The following is an 18,089-nucleotide window of genomic DNA, read 5'->3' as shown; positions in this document are numbered from 1 at the left end:
GGGATTTGTTCGCGTAAGCGTCCATGCTCGAAGCTTTGCGCCACTTCGCCCACGAGATCCTGCCCAGCGGCCTGCTGGCAGAACTGCTGACCATTGGCGGATTCATCCTGGCCGTGTTCCTCGTCGCGCGGCTGATGAGCGAGAAGCGTGCTCCGGCCAACACCTTTGCGTGGTTGCTCATCATTGTCCTGGTCCCCTGGGTGGGAGTCCCGCTGTACCTGCTGATTGGCGGGCGAAAGCTCCGGCGCCTGGCCGAGCGGAAATCCCAACTTCGTCCCACCCTGCCCGGAGGCACCCCGCACCCGCTGCCGTTTGCCGCGTCGCCCATCGTGCACACCACGGTGTCGGCCGGCGCGACTCCGCCCGTTGGTGGCAACTCGATCCGCTTTCTTACCAACGGCGAGGAGGCGTACGCCGCGCTCGAGCACCACATCCGCACGGCCCGCCACACCATCCACATCACCGCGTTCATTCTCGGCCGCGACGACACGGGGCGCCGGCTGGTGTCACTGCTGGCCGCGCGGGCCGCCGAGGGGGTGCGCGTGCGGCTGCTGCTCGATTCCGTGGGCTCGATGTTCTCGCGCCGCGGCTTTGTGAACCCGCTGCGGCGCGCCGGCGGGCGGGTCGGCAGCTTCATGCCGGTGCTGCCCTTCACCTCGCGTGGGTCGGCGAACCTTCGCAATCATCGGAAAATCGCGGTGTTCGACCACTGCACCGCCATCACTGGCGGGCACAATCTCGCCCGCGAGTACATGGGGCCCGACCCGTACACGAAACGCTGGCAAGATTTCGGCGCCGTCATCGAGGGTCCCGCGGCTGCTTTGATCAACGAGGTCTTCATCGCCGACTGGTCCTTCGCCACCCGCGAATCGGCCGCGGCGCTCCACGCGGAGATCCCACCGGAATGCGCGGTGACGGAGCACGGTGCGACGCAGCTGCAGGTCGTGGCCAGCGGTCCCGACGTGCCGGGAGATCCGCTATACGAAGGTCTCATCGCGATGATCCAGGAGGCGAACCACAGCATCTGGATCGTCACGCCCTATTTCATTCCCGACGACGTGCTCCTGCGCTCGCTCATCGTAAAGGCGCGCTCGGGCAAGCAGGTGACCCTCGTCACACCGCGCCGCTCCAACCACCCGATCGCCGATTTTGCCCGCCGCCACTACATTCGCGAACTCCAGCGGGCCGGCGGCCGCGTGCTGCTCTTCTCCCCTGGCATGCTGCACAGCAAGGCGATGATCGTGGACGACACGGTTGCGATGTTCGGTTCGCCGAATTTCGACCTACGCAGCCTCTTTGTGAATTTCGAGATCGGCATCCTCGTGCACTCGCGCGCCGACGTGCAGGCGATGAAGGGCTGGGCGATGACGCTCGCGGCCACCTGCCAGCCGCCCCCCTCCGAGCGCCGCCGCCTGCGGATTGTCAGCAACGTGGTCGAAGACCTCAGCCGCCTGCTCGCCCCGCTCCTGTAGCCGCCGGGCCACGCACCGAGACTCCGGTCGCGGCCAATAAAAAACGCGCGACCCCAAAGGATCGCGCGTCGGCAAAAACGAAAACTCGGTGGAAGCAGGGCCGCTTACTTGGCCGCGGTGGCCGCGTTGACGAGGTCAACGAAGCTGCGGGCCTCGAGCGCGGCGCCACCGATGAGCCCGCCGTCGATGTCCTGCTGCGCGAGCAGCTCGGGCGCATTGGCCGGCTTCATCGAACCACCGTAGAGGATGCGGACCTTCTGGGCCACGGCGTCACCGAAGAGCTTCACCAGCAGGCCGCGGATAAACGCGTGCACCTCCTGGGCCTGCTCGGTCGTGGCGACCTTGCCGGTGCCGATCGCCCAGACGGGCTCGTACGCGACGACGACCGTGGGCGCCTGCTCCTTGCTTACGCCCTCGAGGCCGCCCTCGACCTGGCGCTGCACGACCTTGAGGGTCGAGCCGGACTCACGCTCGGCGAGGGTCTCGCCCACGCAGAGAATCGGCTTCAGCTGGTTCTTCAGGGAGGTGATGACCTTCTTGTTGATGAACTCGTCGTTCTCGCCGAAGTAGCTGCGGCGCTCGCTGTGGCCGAGGATCACGTGCGTGGCGAACAGGGCCCGCAGCATCGCCGCGGAGATCTCGCCCGTGTAGGCGCCGCTCGCCTCGTGGTGCATGTTCTGCGCCCCGAGCTTCACGTTGGAGCCTTCGAGGGCCTTGCCCACGCTTTCGAGCGCGGTGAACGGCGGGCAGACCACGACTTCGACGTCGGACTGCTTGCCGATGGCGGCGACGATGTCGCGAACCAGGGCGACGCCGTCGGCGGGCGTCTTGTTCATCTTCCAGTTGCCGGCGATGAGTTTTTTGCGGGAGGACATGATGCGAAACTTGGTTGGGAGCTGAGTTGGAGAAAAGGAGGCCGTCGCAGACGCGAGGAGCCCCGAGCAGGATCCAACGGCAGGCGCCGGATCCCCAGCTCGAGGCTCCGCGAGTCGTCAGGACTCGAGGAAAACGACGCCCGGCAGAGCCTTGCCTTCGAGGAACTCGAGGCTGGCGCCGCCGCCCGTCGAACAGTGCGTCACCTTGTTGGCGACCTTGAACTTCTTGGCCGCGGTTGCGGTGTCACCACCGCCGACGACCGTCGTGGCGCCCGAGGCGGTCGCCTGGGCGATCGCGTCGGCCTGCGCCTTGGTGCCGGCCGCCCACTTGTCGTATTCGAAGACGCCCGCAGGGCCGTTCCAGACGATGGTCTTGGCCTTGGCGATCGACTCCGTGAAGAGCGCGATCGACTTGGGACCGACATCGAGGCCCATCCAGCCGGCGGGGATGCCGGAGGCATCGTCGGCGGCCTTGGTGGCCGTGACTTCGGCGGTGGCGGCGTCCTTGGGGAAACGATCCGCGACCACATAGTCGACGGGGAGCACGAGCTTCACGCCCTTGGCCTTCGCCTTGGCGGCGAGTTCGCCGACGATCTTCGCGCCCTCGGCGTCGAAGAGGCTCGAGCCGATCTCCATGTTCTGGAGGACCTTCTTGAAGGTGAAGGCCATGCCGCCGCCGATGATGATCTCGTCGGCCTTGTCGATGAGGTTGTTGATCAGCGGAATCTTGTCCGCGATCTTGGCGCCACCGAGGATGGCGAGCAGCGGGCGCTTCGGGTTGTCGAGCACCGCGGCGAACGCCTTCAGCTCGGCCTCCATCAGGAAGCCCGCCGCCTTGTCCTTCAGCGCGACGCCGACCATGGACGAATGCGCGCGGTGGGCCGTGCCAAACGCGTCGTTGACGTACACGTCGCCGAGCTTGGACAGCGAGGCGCGGAACGCGGCCTCCTTGGCGGGATCGGCCTTGAGCTTGGTCTCGGTGCCGTCGGCATTCTTGATCTTAACCTTGCCCTCTTCCTCGATGTGGAAGCGGAGGTTCTCGAGGAGGACCACGTCGCCGGCCTTGAGCTTGCCCGGCGCGCAGGCGGCCTCCACGGCCGGCCCGACGCAGTCGTCGAGGAAGGTGACGGGCTTGCCCAGCAGCTTGCCGAGTTCGTCGGCCACGGGCTTGAGCGAGAACTTGGCGATTTTCTTGCCGTCCGGTCGGCCGAGATGGGACATCAGCACGACCGAGGCGCCCTGCTCGAGGGCGTACTTGATCGTCGGCAGCGCCGCGACAATGCGCTGGTTGTTGGTGATCGCACCGGTCGCCTTGTCCTGCGGGACATTGAAGTCGACGCGCATGAGGACGCGCTTCCCGGCGAGAGTCAGGTCACGAATGGTTTTGAACTTGGCCATGGCTAAAAAAGCTGAACCACAGAGACACAGAGTTCACAGAGCAGCCTGCCTGCCTCCGTGCTCTCCGTGCCTCTGTGGTTCAATAGAGGTTCGGATGACTGTTACGAGTTACAGCTTCGCGGCGATCTTCTTGGTGAGATCGACCACGCGGTTCGAATAGCCCCACTCGTTGTCGTACCACGACACGAGCTTGAAGAACTTGCTGTTGAGCTCGATGCCCGCGCCCGCGTCGAAGATCGACGAGTGCTTGTCGTGAATGAAGTCGCTCGAGACGACCTCGTCGGTCGTGTAGGCGAGCACACCCTTGAGGTAGGTCTCGCTGGCCTTCTTCATCGCCGCGCAGATCTCCTTGTAGGAGGTCTCCTTGACGGTGCGGACGGTGAGATCGACGACCGACACGGTCGGGGTCGGAACGCGGAGGGACATGCCGGTGAGCTTGCCCTTCACTTCCGGCAGCACGAGGGCGGTGGCCTTCGCGGCGCCCGTCGAGGACGGGATGATGTTCTGGGCGGCGGTACGGCCACCCTTCCAGTCCTTCTTCGAGGGACCGTCGACCGTCTTCTGGGTCGCGGTGTAGGAGTGGACCGTCGTCATGAGGCCTTCCTCGACGCCGAAGCCTTCCTGGAGCAGCACCTTCACGACCGGCGCGAGGCAGTTCGTGGTGCAGGAGGCGTTCGAGATGATCGTGTGCTTGGCGAGGTCGAGCTTGTCGTCGTTCACGCCCATGACGACCGTGATGTCCTCACCCTTGGCCGGAGCCGAGATGATGACCTTCTTGGCGCCCGCGGCGATGTGGCCCTTGGCCTTCTCCGCGTCGGTGAACAGGCCCGTCGACTCGATGACGAGCTGGACGCCGAGCTTGGCCCACGGCAGTTCGGCCGGGGTCTTGGCGCTGACGACAAGGATCTCCTTGCCGTTCACGATGAGGACGTCGTCCTCGGCTTTGTCGGCGGCGGACTTCTTCGAACCAACCGTGCCATTGAAGCGGCCCTGGGTGGAGTCGTACTTCAGGAGGTACGCGAGATTGTCTGCCGGCACGATATCGCCGACGGCGACAACGTCGAGCGTGGTGCCGAGAAGGCCCTGCTCAACGAGGGCGCGGAAAACGAGGCGACCGATGCGGCCGAAACCATTGATTGCGACTTTGACTGCCATAATAGGACTCTCCGGGAGGTTCAGTATTGGTTAGTCTGTTTGCGATGTGCCCGCACGAACGCGCGGACTGTCGAATGAACTTGGGCCACCCGTTGGATGCAAGGGTTTTGGCGTCGCAATGCTTGGCATAAGCGCCGCGTTTGTTGCGGGCACTGTGCTCGTGCCACAACCTCCGTGAGTGCCAGCAACCTGCAGCGCAACGGCATGGCCGAAAAGCCGCCGATTCGTCGGACCGTCCGCCATCGCCGCGCCGTGCCTCATCCCGGAATCGCCGCTTGCCTCTTTGCACCGTGGTACGTCTGCCCCCTGTCGGCCTCCTTCCTCTCCTCGCCAGCCTCGCGCTCTCCGCGTCCGCGGCCGCCACCACCGAGCGGCAGGTCTGCCAACGCTTCGATTTCGGCACCGGCCGAGTCGCGAGCGACTGGGTGGCGGTCCGGGTCGACACCACCTACACCACGGACCGCGGCTTTGGGCTGGAGCCGGGCGCGACCGTGGTCGGAATTGACCGGGCCACCGGGCACCCGGAACGCAGCGACTTCCTGACCAGCGACCGGCCTTTCCATTTCACCGCCCGGGTGGCGGGGGATGGCAACTACCGGGTCAGCGTTACGCTGGGCGATGCGGAAGCCGCCACGCACGCGACCATCAAGGCCGAGCTGCGCCGCCTGGTCATCGAGGCGGTCCACACCAATCCCGGCGAACTCAAAACGGTATCGTTCATCGTCAATGTTCGCACGCCGCAGATCGCCGCCGGCCCCGGCGTCCCCGCGGGCGCGGTCAAACTCAAAGCCCCACGGGAGACCGTGCAGGAGGCGTGGGCGTGGGACGACGCCATCACCCTCGAGTTCAGCAACCGCCGCCCCGCGGTGTGCGCGGTGGTCATCGAACCCGTGAACGTCCCCACGGTGTTCCTCCTGGGTGACTCAACCGTGTGCGATCAGTCCAAGGAGCCGTACGCCAGTTGGGGCCAGATGCTGCCCGCGTTCTTCAAATCGACCGTCGCGATCGCCAACCACGGCGAGTCGGGCGAAACGTATCGCGACTCCCTGCGCCGGCGTCGGCTGGACAAGGTGGTGAGTTCGCTCCGTCCCGGGGACTGGGTGCTCCTGCAGTTCGGCCACAACGACCAGAAGCAGATCGCCGCGGGCACGGGCGGCCCGGCCACGACGTACAAGGCCGAGATCCGGCAGCATGTGGAGGCGATCCGCGCCCACGGCGGCACCCCGGTGCTGCTCTCCCCCATGGAGCGCCGGGGCTTCGAGGCCGACGGCCGCGTGATGCCTTCGCTGATCGCGTACGCCGACGCGGCACGCGAGGCCGCCCGCGAACTTGGCGTCGCGTTCATCGATCTCAATGCCGCCAGCCGCAGGTTCTACGAGGCGCTGGGCCCCGAGCGCTCCGCCGCCGCCTTCGCCGCGCCGAACGGCGTGATCGATAACACGCATCACAACAACTACGGCGCCTACGAACTCGCCAAGTGCATCGTGCAGGCCATCCGCGACCAACACCTGCCGCTTGCCGCCCACCTCAACGAAGGCTGGACGCCCTTCGACCCCGCCCATCCCGACGATCCGACCACGTTTGCCGTTCCCGCCAGCGGCGCCTTCACGAACGAACGTCCCCTGGGCGACTGAACCCGCCCAAGCTCGACGGTCCAGCCAACGGGGGTTTGACCGGCCCCGCCTCGGTGCTCAGCTCAACCGAGCTCGCCGCGGCCGCCAAGGTTCGCGGCAACGCCCCGCCCTTTCATCCGTCTGTCCCGTTGCCACCCGCCATGACACCCCCTCGCCTGCTGGTCCTCATCCTCGCCCTCCTCGCCGCGTCCGTCGCCCGCGCCGATTACCTGTTCACCTATTTTATCCAGAACGGAGCCGACGGTCTGCACCTCGCCACGAGCAAGGACGGCTATACCTGGGAGAAGCTCAACCGCGGCCGCAGCTACCTCACCCCGACCGTCGGCATCTCCAAGCTCATGCGCGACCCGTCCGTCGCGCGCGGCCCGGACGGAACGTATCACATGGTGTGGACCGCGGGCTGGACCGAGAACGACATCGGCTACGCCTCCACCCGCGACTTCATCACGTGGACCGAGCAGAAATCCATCGCGGTGATGGCCCATGAGCCCACGGTGCGAAACACCTGGGCGCCGGAGATCGTCTGGGACGACCAGCGCCAGCACTTCCTGATCTTCTGGGCGTCCACCATCCCCGGCAAATTCTCCGAGACCGCCAACACCTCGGAGTCCGGCTACAACCATCGCCTCTACTGCACGACGACGAAGGATTTTCAGACCTTCACGCCGACCCGCCTCTTCTACGACCCCGGCTTCAGCGTCATCGACGCGACGTTCCTGCGCACCCGCGCCGGCCTGCAGTTGATCGTGAAGGACGAAACCGTGAACCCGCCGCGCAAGCACCTGCAACTCGCGGCGGCGCCTTCCTTCGAGGGCCCCTTTGGCCAGCTGTCCGCCCCCTTCACTCCTCCCGGGGTGTGGGTCGAGGGCCCCACCGCCGTGCAGGTCGGCGAGGACTACGTCGTGTACTATGATGCGTACAAGGACCGCCACTACGGCGCGCTGCGCTCGCGCGACCTGCGCACCTGGGAGGACGTGACGGCCCGGATGCACTTCCCCGATGAGGGCACGCCGCAGCGCATGCGGCACGGGACCGTGATCGAAGTCCCCGCGGAACTCGTGGCCCGGCTCAAGGCCGCCGGTGAAATCGCCTCCGCCGCGTCCGTCCAGATCGCCCCGTACGCCAAGATCGACCTCACCCGCACCGATGGCGGTCTCCTTCCCGCCCGCGGCGCCGAGAACATCGCCGTGTTCCGCGCCTCCCGCGCCCGCACCGACCTGGCCGAGGGCAAGGGCTACACCTACAACCACCACCCTGATCTCGCGGTCTGGCAGGGCCGCTACTACCTGGCGTGGGACTCCGGCGCGAAGGACGAGGACACCTGGCCCGCCCGCGAACTCTACAGCACGTCGCCCGATGGCCGCACCTGGAGCGATCCGCAGGAGCTCTTCCCCGAGGGCGTGACGACGCCGATGCGGCTCTACTTCTTCCTTGCGCCCGGTGGACGCATGCTCGCCTTCGCGGGGCTGCGGCTGAACCACGAAGAAACCGAGGAGGCCGCCAAGGGCCCGCTGGTCGTCCGAGAGATCCGCGCGGATCACACGCTGGGCCAGGTCTACACCTTGCGCCCGCCCGCGCCGGGACGGCGCCCGCAGGATCCACCCGCGTACACCGAGGCCACCGACGCCGGCTTTGTCGCCGCCTGCCGCGAACTGCTCGCCGCCCGCGTCACGCTCGAGACCCAGGATTACGGCGTGCTCCTCGACCCCGAGCAGCGCAGTCGGTGGCACACCGCGTCAGCCTGGCCGGACGGCAAACTTGGCAACGGTTTCTGGAAGGCGACCACGTTCTACCACCGCGCCGACGGCGCCATCGTCGGTATCGGCAAGGCGGGCTGGACATCGGTCTCCACTGATGAGGGGGCCACGTGGTCGCGCCCGGTGATTCCGCCGACGCTCCACACCAACAACGCCAAGGTGTGGGGGCAGCGGACCGGCGACGGACGCTACGCCCTGGTGTACAACCCCACCGCGCGTCCCCGCTACCCACTCGCGATCGTCACCGGCGACGACGGCATCGCTTTCGGCGACATGCGGACTGTGCAGGCACGGTTCGCAAACCAACGCTATCCCGGCATCAACAAGAACACCGGGCTGCAGTACATGCGCGGCATCGCCGAGTGGGCGACCGACGGATCGATTCCCGACGCCAAGAACGCGTTCTGGCTCAGCTACAGCGCGAACAAGGAGGACATCTGGATCACGCGCCTGCCCCTGCCGATCGGGGGCGCCACCGCCCGGCCGATCTGGAACACCTACCAGCCGAAATGGGCGACGGTGCGCGCGATCGACGCCACGCAGGTCGCCATCGAGTCACGCGAACCCGACGATTGCGCCGAGGCCGTGCAGTTGTTCGCACCGACGCCGCGCGTAAGCGTCAGCATGACCATCACCACGCCGCCGGCGGGCATCGGCGCGGTTGACGTCGAACTCATGACCGGAGCCGGCGGCGGCCGCCCGGTCCGGCTGCGCCTGGTGGGTGACGGCTTTCTCCGCGCCGGCGATCGCGACAAGATGGTCGAGCTCGGCCAGTTCGCTCCCGGCACCACGCTCAAGCTGCGGCTCGAGGCCCACTGCGCACCACGCGCCGTGTTCTCCGTTTACGTGAACGACAAGCTGGCCGACGAGGCGCAGTTCGCGGAGCCCGCGGCCGCACTCGAGCGGCTGGCCATCCGGGTATGGGCGCGCGCGGATGCCGACCGCCCGACGGCTTTTCTGCCGGCCACCGCAACCGTCGGTCCCGAATTCGATCAACCCGCCGCCGCGGTCTCGTGCCGCATGACCGACCTCAAGATCGAGGCGCGCTGAGCCCTTCCTCCGCCTGACCGCAAGACCGGTGTACGGTTTTGCGTTCCGCGGCGACCTAGGGGTGATGTCACTCAGCCACTTTGACACCGCCCCGCGGATGAAATACTCCGTCGCCTCAACTCCTCCGCCTATGCGCTCCCCGATTTTCTGGCGGAATCTCCTCCTCGCCACCGCGGTGCTCGCCGCGATGGTTCCGCTCCCGGCCCTGACGGCAGCCGACGACACCATTACTCCCATCGCGAGGCCCAAACGCGGCGATTTCGTGTTCCAGCTCCTGCCGAAGGCGTTTCAGCGCACGCCCGACCTCGACATGACCATCTTCACCGAGGTGACGAGCTACGGCCGGCTGATGCGCACTCCGAATCCCGCGGAACCGATGTACTACGTCGCCCACTCCATGGGGTATAAGCCGCGTGGAGACACGGTCGCCGGCGACCATCCGCCCTCCCCGGAGCAGGTGTCACGTGCTCTCGCCAAGGCACTCACGACGAATGGCTATCGCAACGTGGAAGGCTCCGGCCAGCGTCCCACCCTCGCGATCATCTACTTCTGGGGCTCCCACTATCGGCTCGATCCCGAGATGGAGGCCATGTTTCCGGAGCAAGCGAGGATCTTCCGGATGGAACGCGCGAAGCTCGTCGGCGGCCGGGCCCAACTGGAAAAGATGACCCGGGCACTCGCCTGGGGCGAAAGCCTCACCGACCGCACGGCCGACTACGAATTCCTGCGCGACCAGGCGCTCGACGACCTGTATTACGTGGTTGCGTCGGCCTACGACTACGCCGCCCTGGCCCACAACGAACGCCGGCTCGTGTGGCGCACCACCATGACCGTGAGCTCACGCGGGGTCGCGATGCAGGAATCGATCGGGCCGCTCGTGAGCGCGGCCGCGCCCTACTTCGGACGTGACATGCAGGATCCCCAGATTGCCACCCATCGCATCAAGCGCTGGGAGGTGCGGTTGGGCGACAGCAAGGTGATCGAGTCCGACGTGCCCACGCCCGCCAAACCAAAGACAAAGTAGCAGGCGAGCGGTCGCGGCACTCTCCCTCGCCGCGTGGTGCCGTGATCGCACCCAAGGCAGACTCAACTGAGGTCGCGAATGCTGCCGAACTCCGGATCAAACAGCCGGCGATACGTCCGCACGATCATGCCGTCAGTCAGGCCCGCCAGCCAGTCGCAGATCTGCCGGGCCTTCTCCGCGGGTGTCTGCGCCGCCTGCACCAGCCGGCCGACCCGGGGCGGCAGGATATTGATCACGCGCGGGCCCTTATCGACGTAGTTGCGCCAGCAGGACTGCCATAAGTCGAACATCACGCGCCGGGCCTTGTGCTCCATCTGCTGGAGCTGCGGGCTCTCGAAGATGATGTCGTTGGCCATCTTCTTGAAAAAGAGCGCGGTCCGCTCCGCACCGGGCGCGATCACGAGTTCGTAGCGGTAGCGGTTCGTCACGCCCGCCATGAAATTGTCCCGCTCGCGCAGGCGACACGCCTTGATGAACCCGCCGATCTTCTGGGAGAACACGTTCTCGAGCCGGTCCCGGCGGATCGCATCGATCACCTCGTCGAGCAACAGCTGCCGCGGCGCATCGATCGCCTCGCCCGCCGCCCAGGTCTCGATCCGCTCGATCGTGAGATAGCCGGCCTTCACGCCATCAACAATGTCGTTGACCGAGTAGGCGGCGTCGTCCGCCCAGTCCATGACCTGGCATTCGATGCTCTTGAACTGGTTCAACCGCTCGCCCTCGTGCAACTCGCGGGGGATGGTCGCACCGCCAAATACAAACCCACGCACACTCTCCTGAGGATCGTAGAGGAAGTGGTTTGTCGGGTGGTTCGGAAATTCGCGATACAGCTTCTTGTACTTGAGCACGCCATCGAGCAGCGCCCGCGTTGGCAGCATGCCGCGCACCCCCGACTCGTTCTGGTACATCGTCTCGGTGAGCAGATGCAGCGTCTGCGCATTCCCCTCGAAGCCGCCCCATGGGAGCATCAGCTCCTGCAGCGTGCGCTCGCCGGAATGGCCAAAGGGCGGATGCCCCAGATCGTGGGCGAGGCACGACGCCTCCACCAGGTCGCTGTCGATGAAGAAGTCGTCGCGCATCGGCCCGCCGAGCGTCCGCAGGTAGTGGCAGATCGAGCGGCCAATCTGCGCCACCTCCATCGAATGCGTCAGCCGCGTCCGATAGAAATCGTACTCCCCCGACAGGAACACCTGCGTCTTCGCCTGCAGCTTCCGAAACGCGTGCGCGTGGATGATCCGATCCCGGTCGATCTGGAACGCATTCCGGTAGTCGGTCTTTCGGCTGCCGCCATACGTTTCACTGTCAAACGGTTGGTAGAATCGGTTCGTCACGCGCGGGAGTGAATGGGATGCGCGCGCGAAAGTGAAAGGCAAAGTGCACGGCGCCCCAGCGGCGCCGCGGGGAGCCGGGGCCGGATTTTCCGCTTTCCTCCGGCGCGCGGAGTGACATTCACTTCGGCCGTTCTCCGCCCCCTTCGGATGCCCCACGCCACTTTCAGCACCCCCCTTGGCACCTGTGCGATCGCCTGGAGCGACGCGGGCCTCACCCGCTTTCTCCTTCCCGACCCCGATCGCGGGCGCAGCGACACCGAGGCCACGCCCCCGGCCTGGGTGGCGACGATCATCGAGCGCGTGCGAAACCATCTGGCCGGTGATATGCAGGACTTCTGCGATGTGCCCTTCGATTTCGGGCGCATGCCCGCGTTCAACCGTTCGGTCCTCGAAGCGACCCTGCGGGTGAAACCCGGCCACACGGCATCCTACGGCGAGATCGCCGCGGCAATTGGCGAAGCTCCCGCCGCGAGCCGGGCGGTCGGGGGCGCCTTGGGCAGCAATCCATGCCCCCTCTTGATTCCCTGCCACCGCATCGTCGCCGCCTCCGGCAACATGACCGGTTTCTCCGGCCCCGGCGGTGTCGCGACCAAGGCTCGCCTCCTAGCCCTCGAGGGCGCCCAACTGCTTTAGCGCCCACGCCTCCGCGTCTCCTGGCCTCAGGTCTCCGGCTTCTGACCTCTGACGTCTGACCTCCGGCTTCCGGTTTCTGGCTTCCGGCCTCCGACACCGGCTTCTGGCCTCTGGTCTCTGGCTTCTGACATCCGCGTGACACGCGGGCCCCTCGACAGGCGCGAGGCCTTCATTACGCTGCGCCCCATGACCAAAATGCGCGCTATCGCTAAGGTGCGTCCGGGGCCTGGCCTCGAGCTTGTCGAGGTCCCCGTGCCGCAGCCAGGCATCAACGACGTACTGATCAAGATCAAGCAGACGTCCATCTGTGGCACCGACGTCCACATCTACAACTGGGACGCGTGGGCCGAGAAAACCATCAAGCCGCCCATGGTCATCGGCCACGAATTTGTCGGTGTCATCGCCGAGGTCGGCTCCAACGTCCAGGGCTTCAAGCCCGGCGACCTCGTCGATGGCGAGGGTCACATCGTCTGCGGCCGTTGCCGCAACTGCCTCGCGGGCCGCCGTCACCTCTGCAAGAACACCCAGGGCGTGGGCGTGAATCGCGACGGCGCCTTTGCCGAGTACCTCTGCATTCCCGCCACCAACGCCGTCCACGTCGACCCTGCCATCCCGCTCGATGTGCTCTCGTGCTTCGACCCCCTCGGCAATGCCGTGCACACCGCGCTGCAGTTCGACCTCGTCGGCGAGGACGTGCTGATCACCGGCGCCGGCCCGATCGGCTGCATGGCCGTCGCCATCGCCCGCAAGGCCGGAGCGCGCAATGTCGTCATCACCGACGTGAACCCCGACCGCCTCGCGCTGGCCCGGAAGATGGGCGCCACGCGCGCCGTCGATGTCTCCAAGGAAAAGCTGGAGGACGTGCAGCGTGAACTGGGCATGAAGGAAGGCTTCGACGTCGGCCTGGAGATGTCCGGCAATCCGCGCGCGCTGAGCGAGATGATCGACAACATGTACCACGGCGGCCGGATCGCGCTGCTCGGCATCATCCCGGAGAAGGCGGCGATCGACTGGAACAAGGTCGTCTTCAACATGCTCACGATCCGCGGTATCTACGGCCGCGAGATGTACGAGACCTGGTACAAGATGACCGCGCTGATCCAGAGCGGCCTCGATATCTCCCCCGTCATCACCCACCGAATGTCGTTCACCGACTTCCAGCGCGGGTTTGAACTCATGCGCTCGGGCAAGAGCGGCAAGATCGTCCTTCGCTGGGAATGACATGAACGCCTCCTATCGCTCCCATCTGGAGCAGACCCTCGCCGAGATCGAAGCCGCCGGGTTGTACAAGCGCGAGCGCGTGATCGCGACGCCGCAGCGGAGTCACGTCGCCCTTGCCGGCAACGGCGCCGCGCCCACCGCCGCCCCCGCGCCCGGCCGCGAGGTCCTGAACTTCTGCGCCAATAATTACCTCGGGCTCGCCGACCACCCCGAGATCATCCGCGCCGCGCACGCCGCACTCGACCGCTGGGGCTATGGCCTCTCGTCGGTGCGCTTCATCTGCGGCACGCAGGAGATCCACAAGGAACTCGAGGCCCGCCTCACCGCGTTTCTCGGCACCGAGGACACCATCCTCTACTCGTCCTGCTTCGATGCGAACGGCGGCGTGTTCGAGACGCTGCTCTCGGCGGAGGACGCCGTCATCAGCGACGAACTGAACCACGCCTCGATCATCGACGGCATCCGCCTCTGCAAGGCGCAGCGTTTCCGCTACCGGAACCGCGACCTCGCCGACCTCGAGGCCAAGTTGCGCGAAGCCGACGCCGCGAAAGCGCGTTTCAAGCTCATCGTAACCGATGGCGTGTTCTCGATGGACGGCTACATCGCGCCGCTGCGCGAGATCTGCGACCTCGCCGACCGCCATGGCGCGCTCGTGATGGTCGACGACAGCCATGCCGTCGGCTTCATGGGCAAGCACGGCCGCGGCACGCCCGAGCACTGCGGCGTCATGGGCCGCATCGACATCATCACCGGCACGCTTGGCAAGGCGCTGGGTGGCGCGAGCGGCGGCTACGTCAGCGCGCGCAAGCCGATGATCGAGCTCCTGCGGCAGCGTTCGCGCCCGTACCTGTTCTCCAACACGCTCGCGCCCGTGATCGCCGCGGCCTCGATCGCCGCGCTGGACCTGCTTTCGCGTTCGACGGAGTTGCGCGACAAACTGGAGGCGAGCACGAAGTTCTTCCGCGCGGGGCTCGAAAAGGCGGGACTTACGCTGCGACCGGGCACGCACCCGATCGTGCCCGTGATGCTCGGCGACGCAGCGCTCTCCCAGCAGTTCGCGGCCCGGATGCTCGACAAGGGCATCTACGTCACCGGCTTTTTCTACCCGGTGGTGCCGCAGGGCGCCGCGCGCATCCGCACGCAGGTCAGCGCGGCCCACAGCCAGGCCGATCTCGAGTTCGCCATCCGCGCCTTTGGCGAAGTGAAGGCGGAACTCGGCCTGTAAGATTCGAGTTCAGTCGCGGTTCGATTCCGCCCTAGGCTGCCGGATCATGAAGCCCCTCTCCGCCGTCGTGATCCGGCGCCTCGAAACCGCAGCCCGCAAGGCCGCCAAAGCGTCCTACTCGCCCTACTCCCGCTTCCCCGTGGGCGCGGCGATTCTCACGGACTCCGGGAAGGTGTTCACCGGCTGCAACGTCGAGAACGCCTCGTACGGCCTCTGCAACTGCGCCGAGCGCACCGCCATCTTCACGGCCGCCGCCGCGGGGGAGCGCGGGCTCCGCGCCGTCGTCGTGTACACGCCCACGAAGACCACGACCGCCCCGTGTGGCGCGTGCCGGCAGGTGATCAATGAGTTCGGCCCCGACGCCATCGTCATCAGCATCTGCGACGGCAAGGAGCGCACCGAGCAATCGCTTTCCGCACTGCTGCCCGACGCCTTCGGCCCGAAGAACCTCGGGCGCTGATCGCCGGAGACTCGGCGTCGTTCCTCGCGTCGCCCGAGTTGCGCCCCCATCCGTTGGTGGTCGCGGCCTGCCGGCGTGCGAGCCGACGCTGAGAGCGCGAGCGGGGCTGGGCTGAGGCGCAGAGTATCCGGACATTATTCCGAGTATCTGGACATTATCCCGCTATATCCCGGTAACCAACTAGTTATAATTGCAGGCCTCGTCGCCACGTCCTCCTGCGGTTGTCCCCATGTGTCCGTCCGCGCGAACGACGCCGCGTTGCGCTGGGGCCAAACGTCACCGTGGACGCCCGTCAGTCGCTCCAGCCTGGGTTGCGGCGCAAAGCTCGCTGAAGTCGCGCAGCGCGGTCCAGTAACGCGCACCCGCCACCGCCACGAGGTCGTTGTGCTGGGCGCCGGAGATCCAGAGCGCCCGCTTGGGCTCGTGCGCCGCAGCGAAGAGCGCCTGGCCGTGGTGGAACGGGATCACCTCGTCGCGATCGCCATGCATGATGAGCACGGGCGCGCGGAGTCTGGGGAGCTTGCGGACATTCACGTACGGATCGAACGGCAGCAACGGCACGCGCGTGACCACGCGAAAGGCGCTGGTGAACGCGCTTTGGAGCACAAGCCCGGCGATCGGCTCCTCGATCGCCATCTGCGTCGCCGGACCGCCCCCGAGTGAGCGCCCCAGCAGGATCGTCTTTTCCGCCGGCACGCCGAGCTGTTCGCGCAGGTAACGGCGCGCCCGCCGGGCCGCTTCGTAGACCGCACGCTCCGAGGGCCGCCCCGTGCTGTGGCCGTAGCCCGGATAATCGAAGGCAAACACCGCGAAGCCCTCCGCCTGCAGGGCCCGCAGGAACGGCTCCACGTCACCGAGATCCTCGGCGTTGCCATGGAAATACCACACGGTGAAACGCGCGGTCGGGTTCGGCAGATGCAGCACGGAAACGACCGTGCCGTCATCACCGGCGACGCTTTGCGCGCCCGCCGGCAAACGTCGCGAGCCGTATTCCGGGAAATACATCATTTTCTCGGCCCGGGCCGCGCCGGTGCAGACAATGAGCAGAAGCCCAAGGCGTAGCGCCAACCACCAGCCGTGCGCGCCCGGGGACATCGGAGTCGCGTGCCGATCAACCCAGCCGCGTGTGGCCGGCGGCGATCAGCACCTTGGCGGCGTCTTCAAACACGTCCTTTTTCACGAGGAAATAGTCGGTGTCGTACGTCGCGATCGACAGCAGGCTGATGCCCGAACGCGCGAGCGGTGTGGCCAGCGACGCCAGCACGCCAGTCGCGGTGAAGGGGAACGGACCCACGAGCTTCAGCACCCGCCAGTCGCGCTCGGCGCGCACCTCGGCGGGCACGCGCTCGGCCGGGCAGATGATGGCCAGCTCGTCATCGGTGAAGGTGATGTTGACGAAAGGTCCAGCCGCCCAGGCCGGGACCGCCGCGTCCGGGCTCAGGCGGCAGACCGCGTACTGTCCGGGAAGCACCCGGAAGCGCTGACCTCCTGTTTTCATGATGCCGTGAAGAAATCCCTGACGGTGGCCGTGACCTGGTCGCGAGGCACCTCGGTCTCGGTGCGGGTTGTGAGGTCGCGGATCTTGACGACACCCTTGGCGAGTTCGTCGCCGCCGTAAATGAGGGCAAGTTTCGCTCCCGACTCGGCCGCGGCCTTGAACTGTTTGCCGAAGGCGATGGCTTTCATCGGGTACTCAACCTGATAGCCGGCGGCACGCAGCGCGTTGATGTCGGCGAACGCCGCCAGCCGCTCCGGCTCGCCGCCAACGACGCAATACACATCGGGCGCCTGCACGAGCGTGGGCATGAGCCCCCGTTCCTCGAGCAGCAGAGAGAAGGTCATGTCGCCGATGGCGAAACCGACCGCCGGCAGCGCCGGACCACCCAGCTTTTGCACCAAGTCATCGTAGCGACCGCCGCCGGCGAGCGCGCGCAGTTCGCCCTTCCGGTCGAATGCCTCGAAGACGAATCCGGTGTAGTACGCGAGGCCGCGCACCACGCCCAGGTCGACCTCGATGAATTTCGAAAGACCCATCGCATCGAGCGCCGTCAGCAGCTTGCGCCAGTCGGCGAGCCGCTGCGTCAGCTTTTCGCCACCAATGGTCGACAGCGTAGTTTCGAGCACGGCGAGCGACTTGATCTGCAGGAACTCCAGGACCTTCGTCTTCAGGGCGGGATCGAGCGGACCAAACTTTTCCGTATACCCCTGGAAGGCATCGTCTCCGTACTTTTCATACCGATCGATCGCGCCGAGCAGGCCGCGGATCCGGGGCTCATCCACGCCGAGCGCCTCGAGATAGTAGAACCAGAGGTTGCGGTCGCTCAGACGCACGTAGAAATCCGCCTCGCCGAGTCCGAAGGAGCGCAGGCACTGCACCAGCAAAGCGATCAACTCGACCTCGGCCTCGGGACCAGGCTCGCCAAAGATATCGGCGTTGAACTGGAAAAAGCACCGGCCCCGTCCCTTCTGCATGCGCTCGTACCGATAGAATTCAGCGATGCTGAACCACTTGATCGGGCGCTTGAGCGCGTTCGCCTTGGCCCCGACCAACCGGCAAACCGTTGGCGTCATCTCCGGACGTAAAGCGACCTCGCGCCCACCCTTGTCGGTGAAGCTGAAAAGCTGGGCCTCGATCTCCTCGCCCGACTTCGCCTTGTACAGGTCGAGCGGCTCAAGGACCGGCGCGTCGTACTCCGCGAAGCCGAACGTCTTGGCCGTCTGGCGCCAGAGCCGGAAGATGTGATTCCGACGGGCCAGATCCTCGGGATAGAATTCGCGGAAGCCGGGCAGGGTCTGAAACGTAGCCATGAGAGGCAAAACGCTGCGGCGCGGCCTCCCGCAGCGCGATGAAAAA

General features: G+C 66.4%; 15 protein-coding genes. 8 read left to right on the top strand and 7 right to left on the bottom strand.

Translation table 11 applies throughout. The annotated features are described in order from the left end of the window. Positions 1 to 23: 23 nt before the first annotated feature. Positions 24 to 1,472, top strand: coding sequence for a phospholipase D-like domain-containing protein (locus DB354_RS15155; protein ID WP_107836473.1), 1,449 nt, complete (start codon positions 24 to 26; stop codon positions 1,470 to 1,472). Between the two features lie 104 nt (positions 1,473 to 1,576). Here the strand turns inward: DB354_RS15155 and tpiA are convergent, their stop codons facing one another. The 3 genes from tpiA to gap form a co-directional block, all read right to left on the bottom strand. After that, positions 1,577 to 2,347 (bottom strand): triose-phosphate isomerase, encoded by a 771-nt coding sequence (gene tpiA, locus DB354_RS15150; protein WP_107836472.1) that lies wholly within the window; start codon positions 2,345 to 2,347, stop codon positions 1,577 to 1,579. Between the two features lie 117 nt (positions 2,348 to 2,464). Next, positions 2,465 to 3,745: a phosphoglycerate kinase gene (locus DB354_RS15145; protein ID WP_107836471.1), complete on the bottom strand. Its 1,281-nt coding sequence runs from the start codon at positions 3,743 to 3,745 to the stop codon at positions 2,465 to 2,467. Between the two features lie 108 nt (positions 3,746 to 3,853). Then, complete coding sequence (gene gap, locus DB354_RS15140; RefSeq protein ID WP_107836470.1) at positions 3,854 to 4,900, bottom strand: type I glyceraldehyde-3-phosphate dehydrogenase; 1,047 nt, start codon at positions 4,898 to 4,900, stop codon at positions 3,854 to 3,856. A gap of 290 nt (positions 4,901 to 5,190) precedes the next feature. Between gap and DB354_RS15135 the strand changes: the two genes are divergently transcribed. The 3 genes from DB354_RS15135 (at position 5,191) to DB354_RS15125 (ending at position 10,365) form a co-directional block, all read left to right on the top strand. After that, complete coding sequence (locus DB354_RS15135; protein WP_158277552.1) at positions 5,191 to 6,534, top strand: rhamnogalacturonan acetylesterase; 1,344 nt, start codon at positions 5,191 to 5,193, stop codon at positions 6,532 to 6,534. A 140-nt stretch (positions 6,535 to 6,674) separates the two neighbouring features. Next, the gene (locus DB354_RS15130; protein ID WP_107836468.1) at positions 6,675 to 9,341 is read left to right on the top strand and encodes a glycoside hydrolase family 43 protein; all 2,667 of its coding nucleotides are present in this window, start codon (positions 6,675 to 6,677) and stop codon (positions 9,339 to 9,341) included. A gap of 130 nt (positions 9,342 to 9,471) precedes the next feature. Next, a complete protein-coding gene (locus DB354_RS15125) occupies positions 9,472 to 10,365 on the top strand; it encodes a hypothetical protein (protein WP_107836467.1) in 894 nt (297 codons plus the stop codon). 62 nt (positions 10,366 to 10,427) lie between these two features. On the opposite strand, the gene dgt is transcribed toward DB354_RS15125, so the two are convergent. Beyond that, a complete protein-coding gene (gene dgt, locus DB354_RS15120) occupies positions 10,428 to 11,696 on the bottom strand; it encodes a dGTP triphosphohydrolase (RefSeq protein ID WP_107836466.1) in 1,269 nt (422 codons plus the stop codon). 147 nt (positions 11,697 to 11,843) lie between these two features. On the opposite strand from dgt, the gene DB354_RS15115 reads away from it, so the two are divergent. The 4 genes from DB354_RS15115 (at position 11,844) to DB354_RS15100 (ending at position 15,235) form a co-directional block, all read left to right on the top strand. Further along, on the top strand, positions 11,844 to 12,329 hold the full coding sequence (locus tag DB354_RS15115) for a methylated-DNA--[protein]-cysteine S-methyltransferase (protein WP_107836465.1): 486 nt from the start codon (positions 11,844 to 11,846) through the stop codon (positions 12,327 to 12,329). 195 nt (positions 12,330 to 12,524) lie between these two features. Then, positions 12,525 to 13,550, top strand: a complete 1,026-nt coding sequence (gene tdh / locus DB354_RS15110) for an L-threonine 3-dehydrogenase (RefSeq protein WP_233256652.1) — start codon at positions 12,525 to 12,527, stop codon at positions 13,548 to 13,550. 1 nt (position 13,551) lies between these two features. Continuing rightward, positions 13,552 to 14,775, top strand: coding sequence for a glycine C-acetyltransferase (locus tag DB354_RS15105; RefSeq protein ID WP_107836463.1), 1,224 nt, complete (start codon positions 13,552 to 13,554; stop codon positions 14,773 to 14,775). 46 nt (positions 14,776 to 14,821) lie between these two features. Next, positions 14,822 to 15,235, top strand: coding sequence for a cytidine deaminase (locus DB354_RS15100; RefSeq protein WP_107836462.1), 414 nt, complete (start codon positions 14,822 to 14,824; stop codon positions 15,233 to 15,235). Between the two features lie 276 nt (positions 15,236 to 15,511). Here the strand turns inward: DB354_RS15100 and DB354_RS15095 are convergent, their stop codons facing one another. Genes DB354_RS15095 through hisS form a run of 3 tightly spaced genes read right to left on the bottom strand, consistent with a single transcriptional unit; the run spans position 15,512 to position 18,043 of the window. Next, entirely contained in the window at positions 15,512 to 16,330 is an 819-nt protein-coding gene (locus DB354_RS15095; RefSeq protein ID WP_107836461.1) for an alpha/beta hydrolase, read from the bottom strand. A 16-nt stretch (positions 16,331 to 16,346) separates the two neighbouring features. Next, positions 16,347 to 16,733: an ACT domain-containing protein gene (locus DB354_RS15090; RefSeq protein ID WP_107836460.1), complete on the bottom strand. Its 387-nt coding sequence runs from the start codon at positions 16,731 to 16,733 to the stop codon at positions 16,347 to 16,349. Continuing rightward, positions 16,730 to 18,043 carry a histidine--tRNA ligase gene (gene hisS / locus DB354_RS15085; protein ID WP_107836459.1) on the bottom strand — a complete coding sequence of 438 codons (1,314 nt, stop codon included), beginning with the start codon at positions 18,041 to 18,043 and terminating at the stop codon, positions 16,730 to 16,732. The genes DB354_RS15090 and hisS overlap by 4 nt, the downstream gene beginning before the upstream one ends. Between the last annotated feature and the right edge of the window lie 46 nt (positions 18,044 to 18,089).

Origin of the sequence: Opitutus sp. ER46 (assembly GCF_003054705.1) — a bacterium.
Classification (GTDB): domain Bacteria; phylum Verrucomicrobiota; class Verrucomicrobiia; order Opitutales; family Opitutaceae; genus ER46.
The sequence above is the reverse complement of the archived record's forward strand: the minus strand, read 5'-3'. Positions and strand labels throughout refer to the sequence as shown.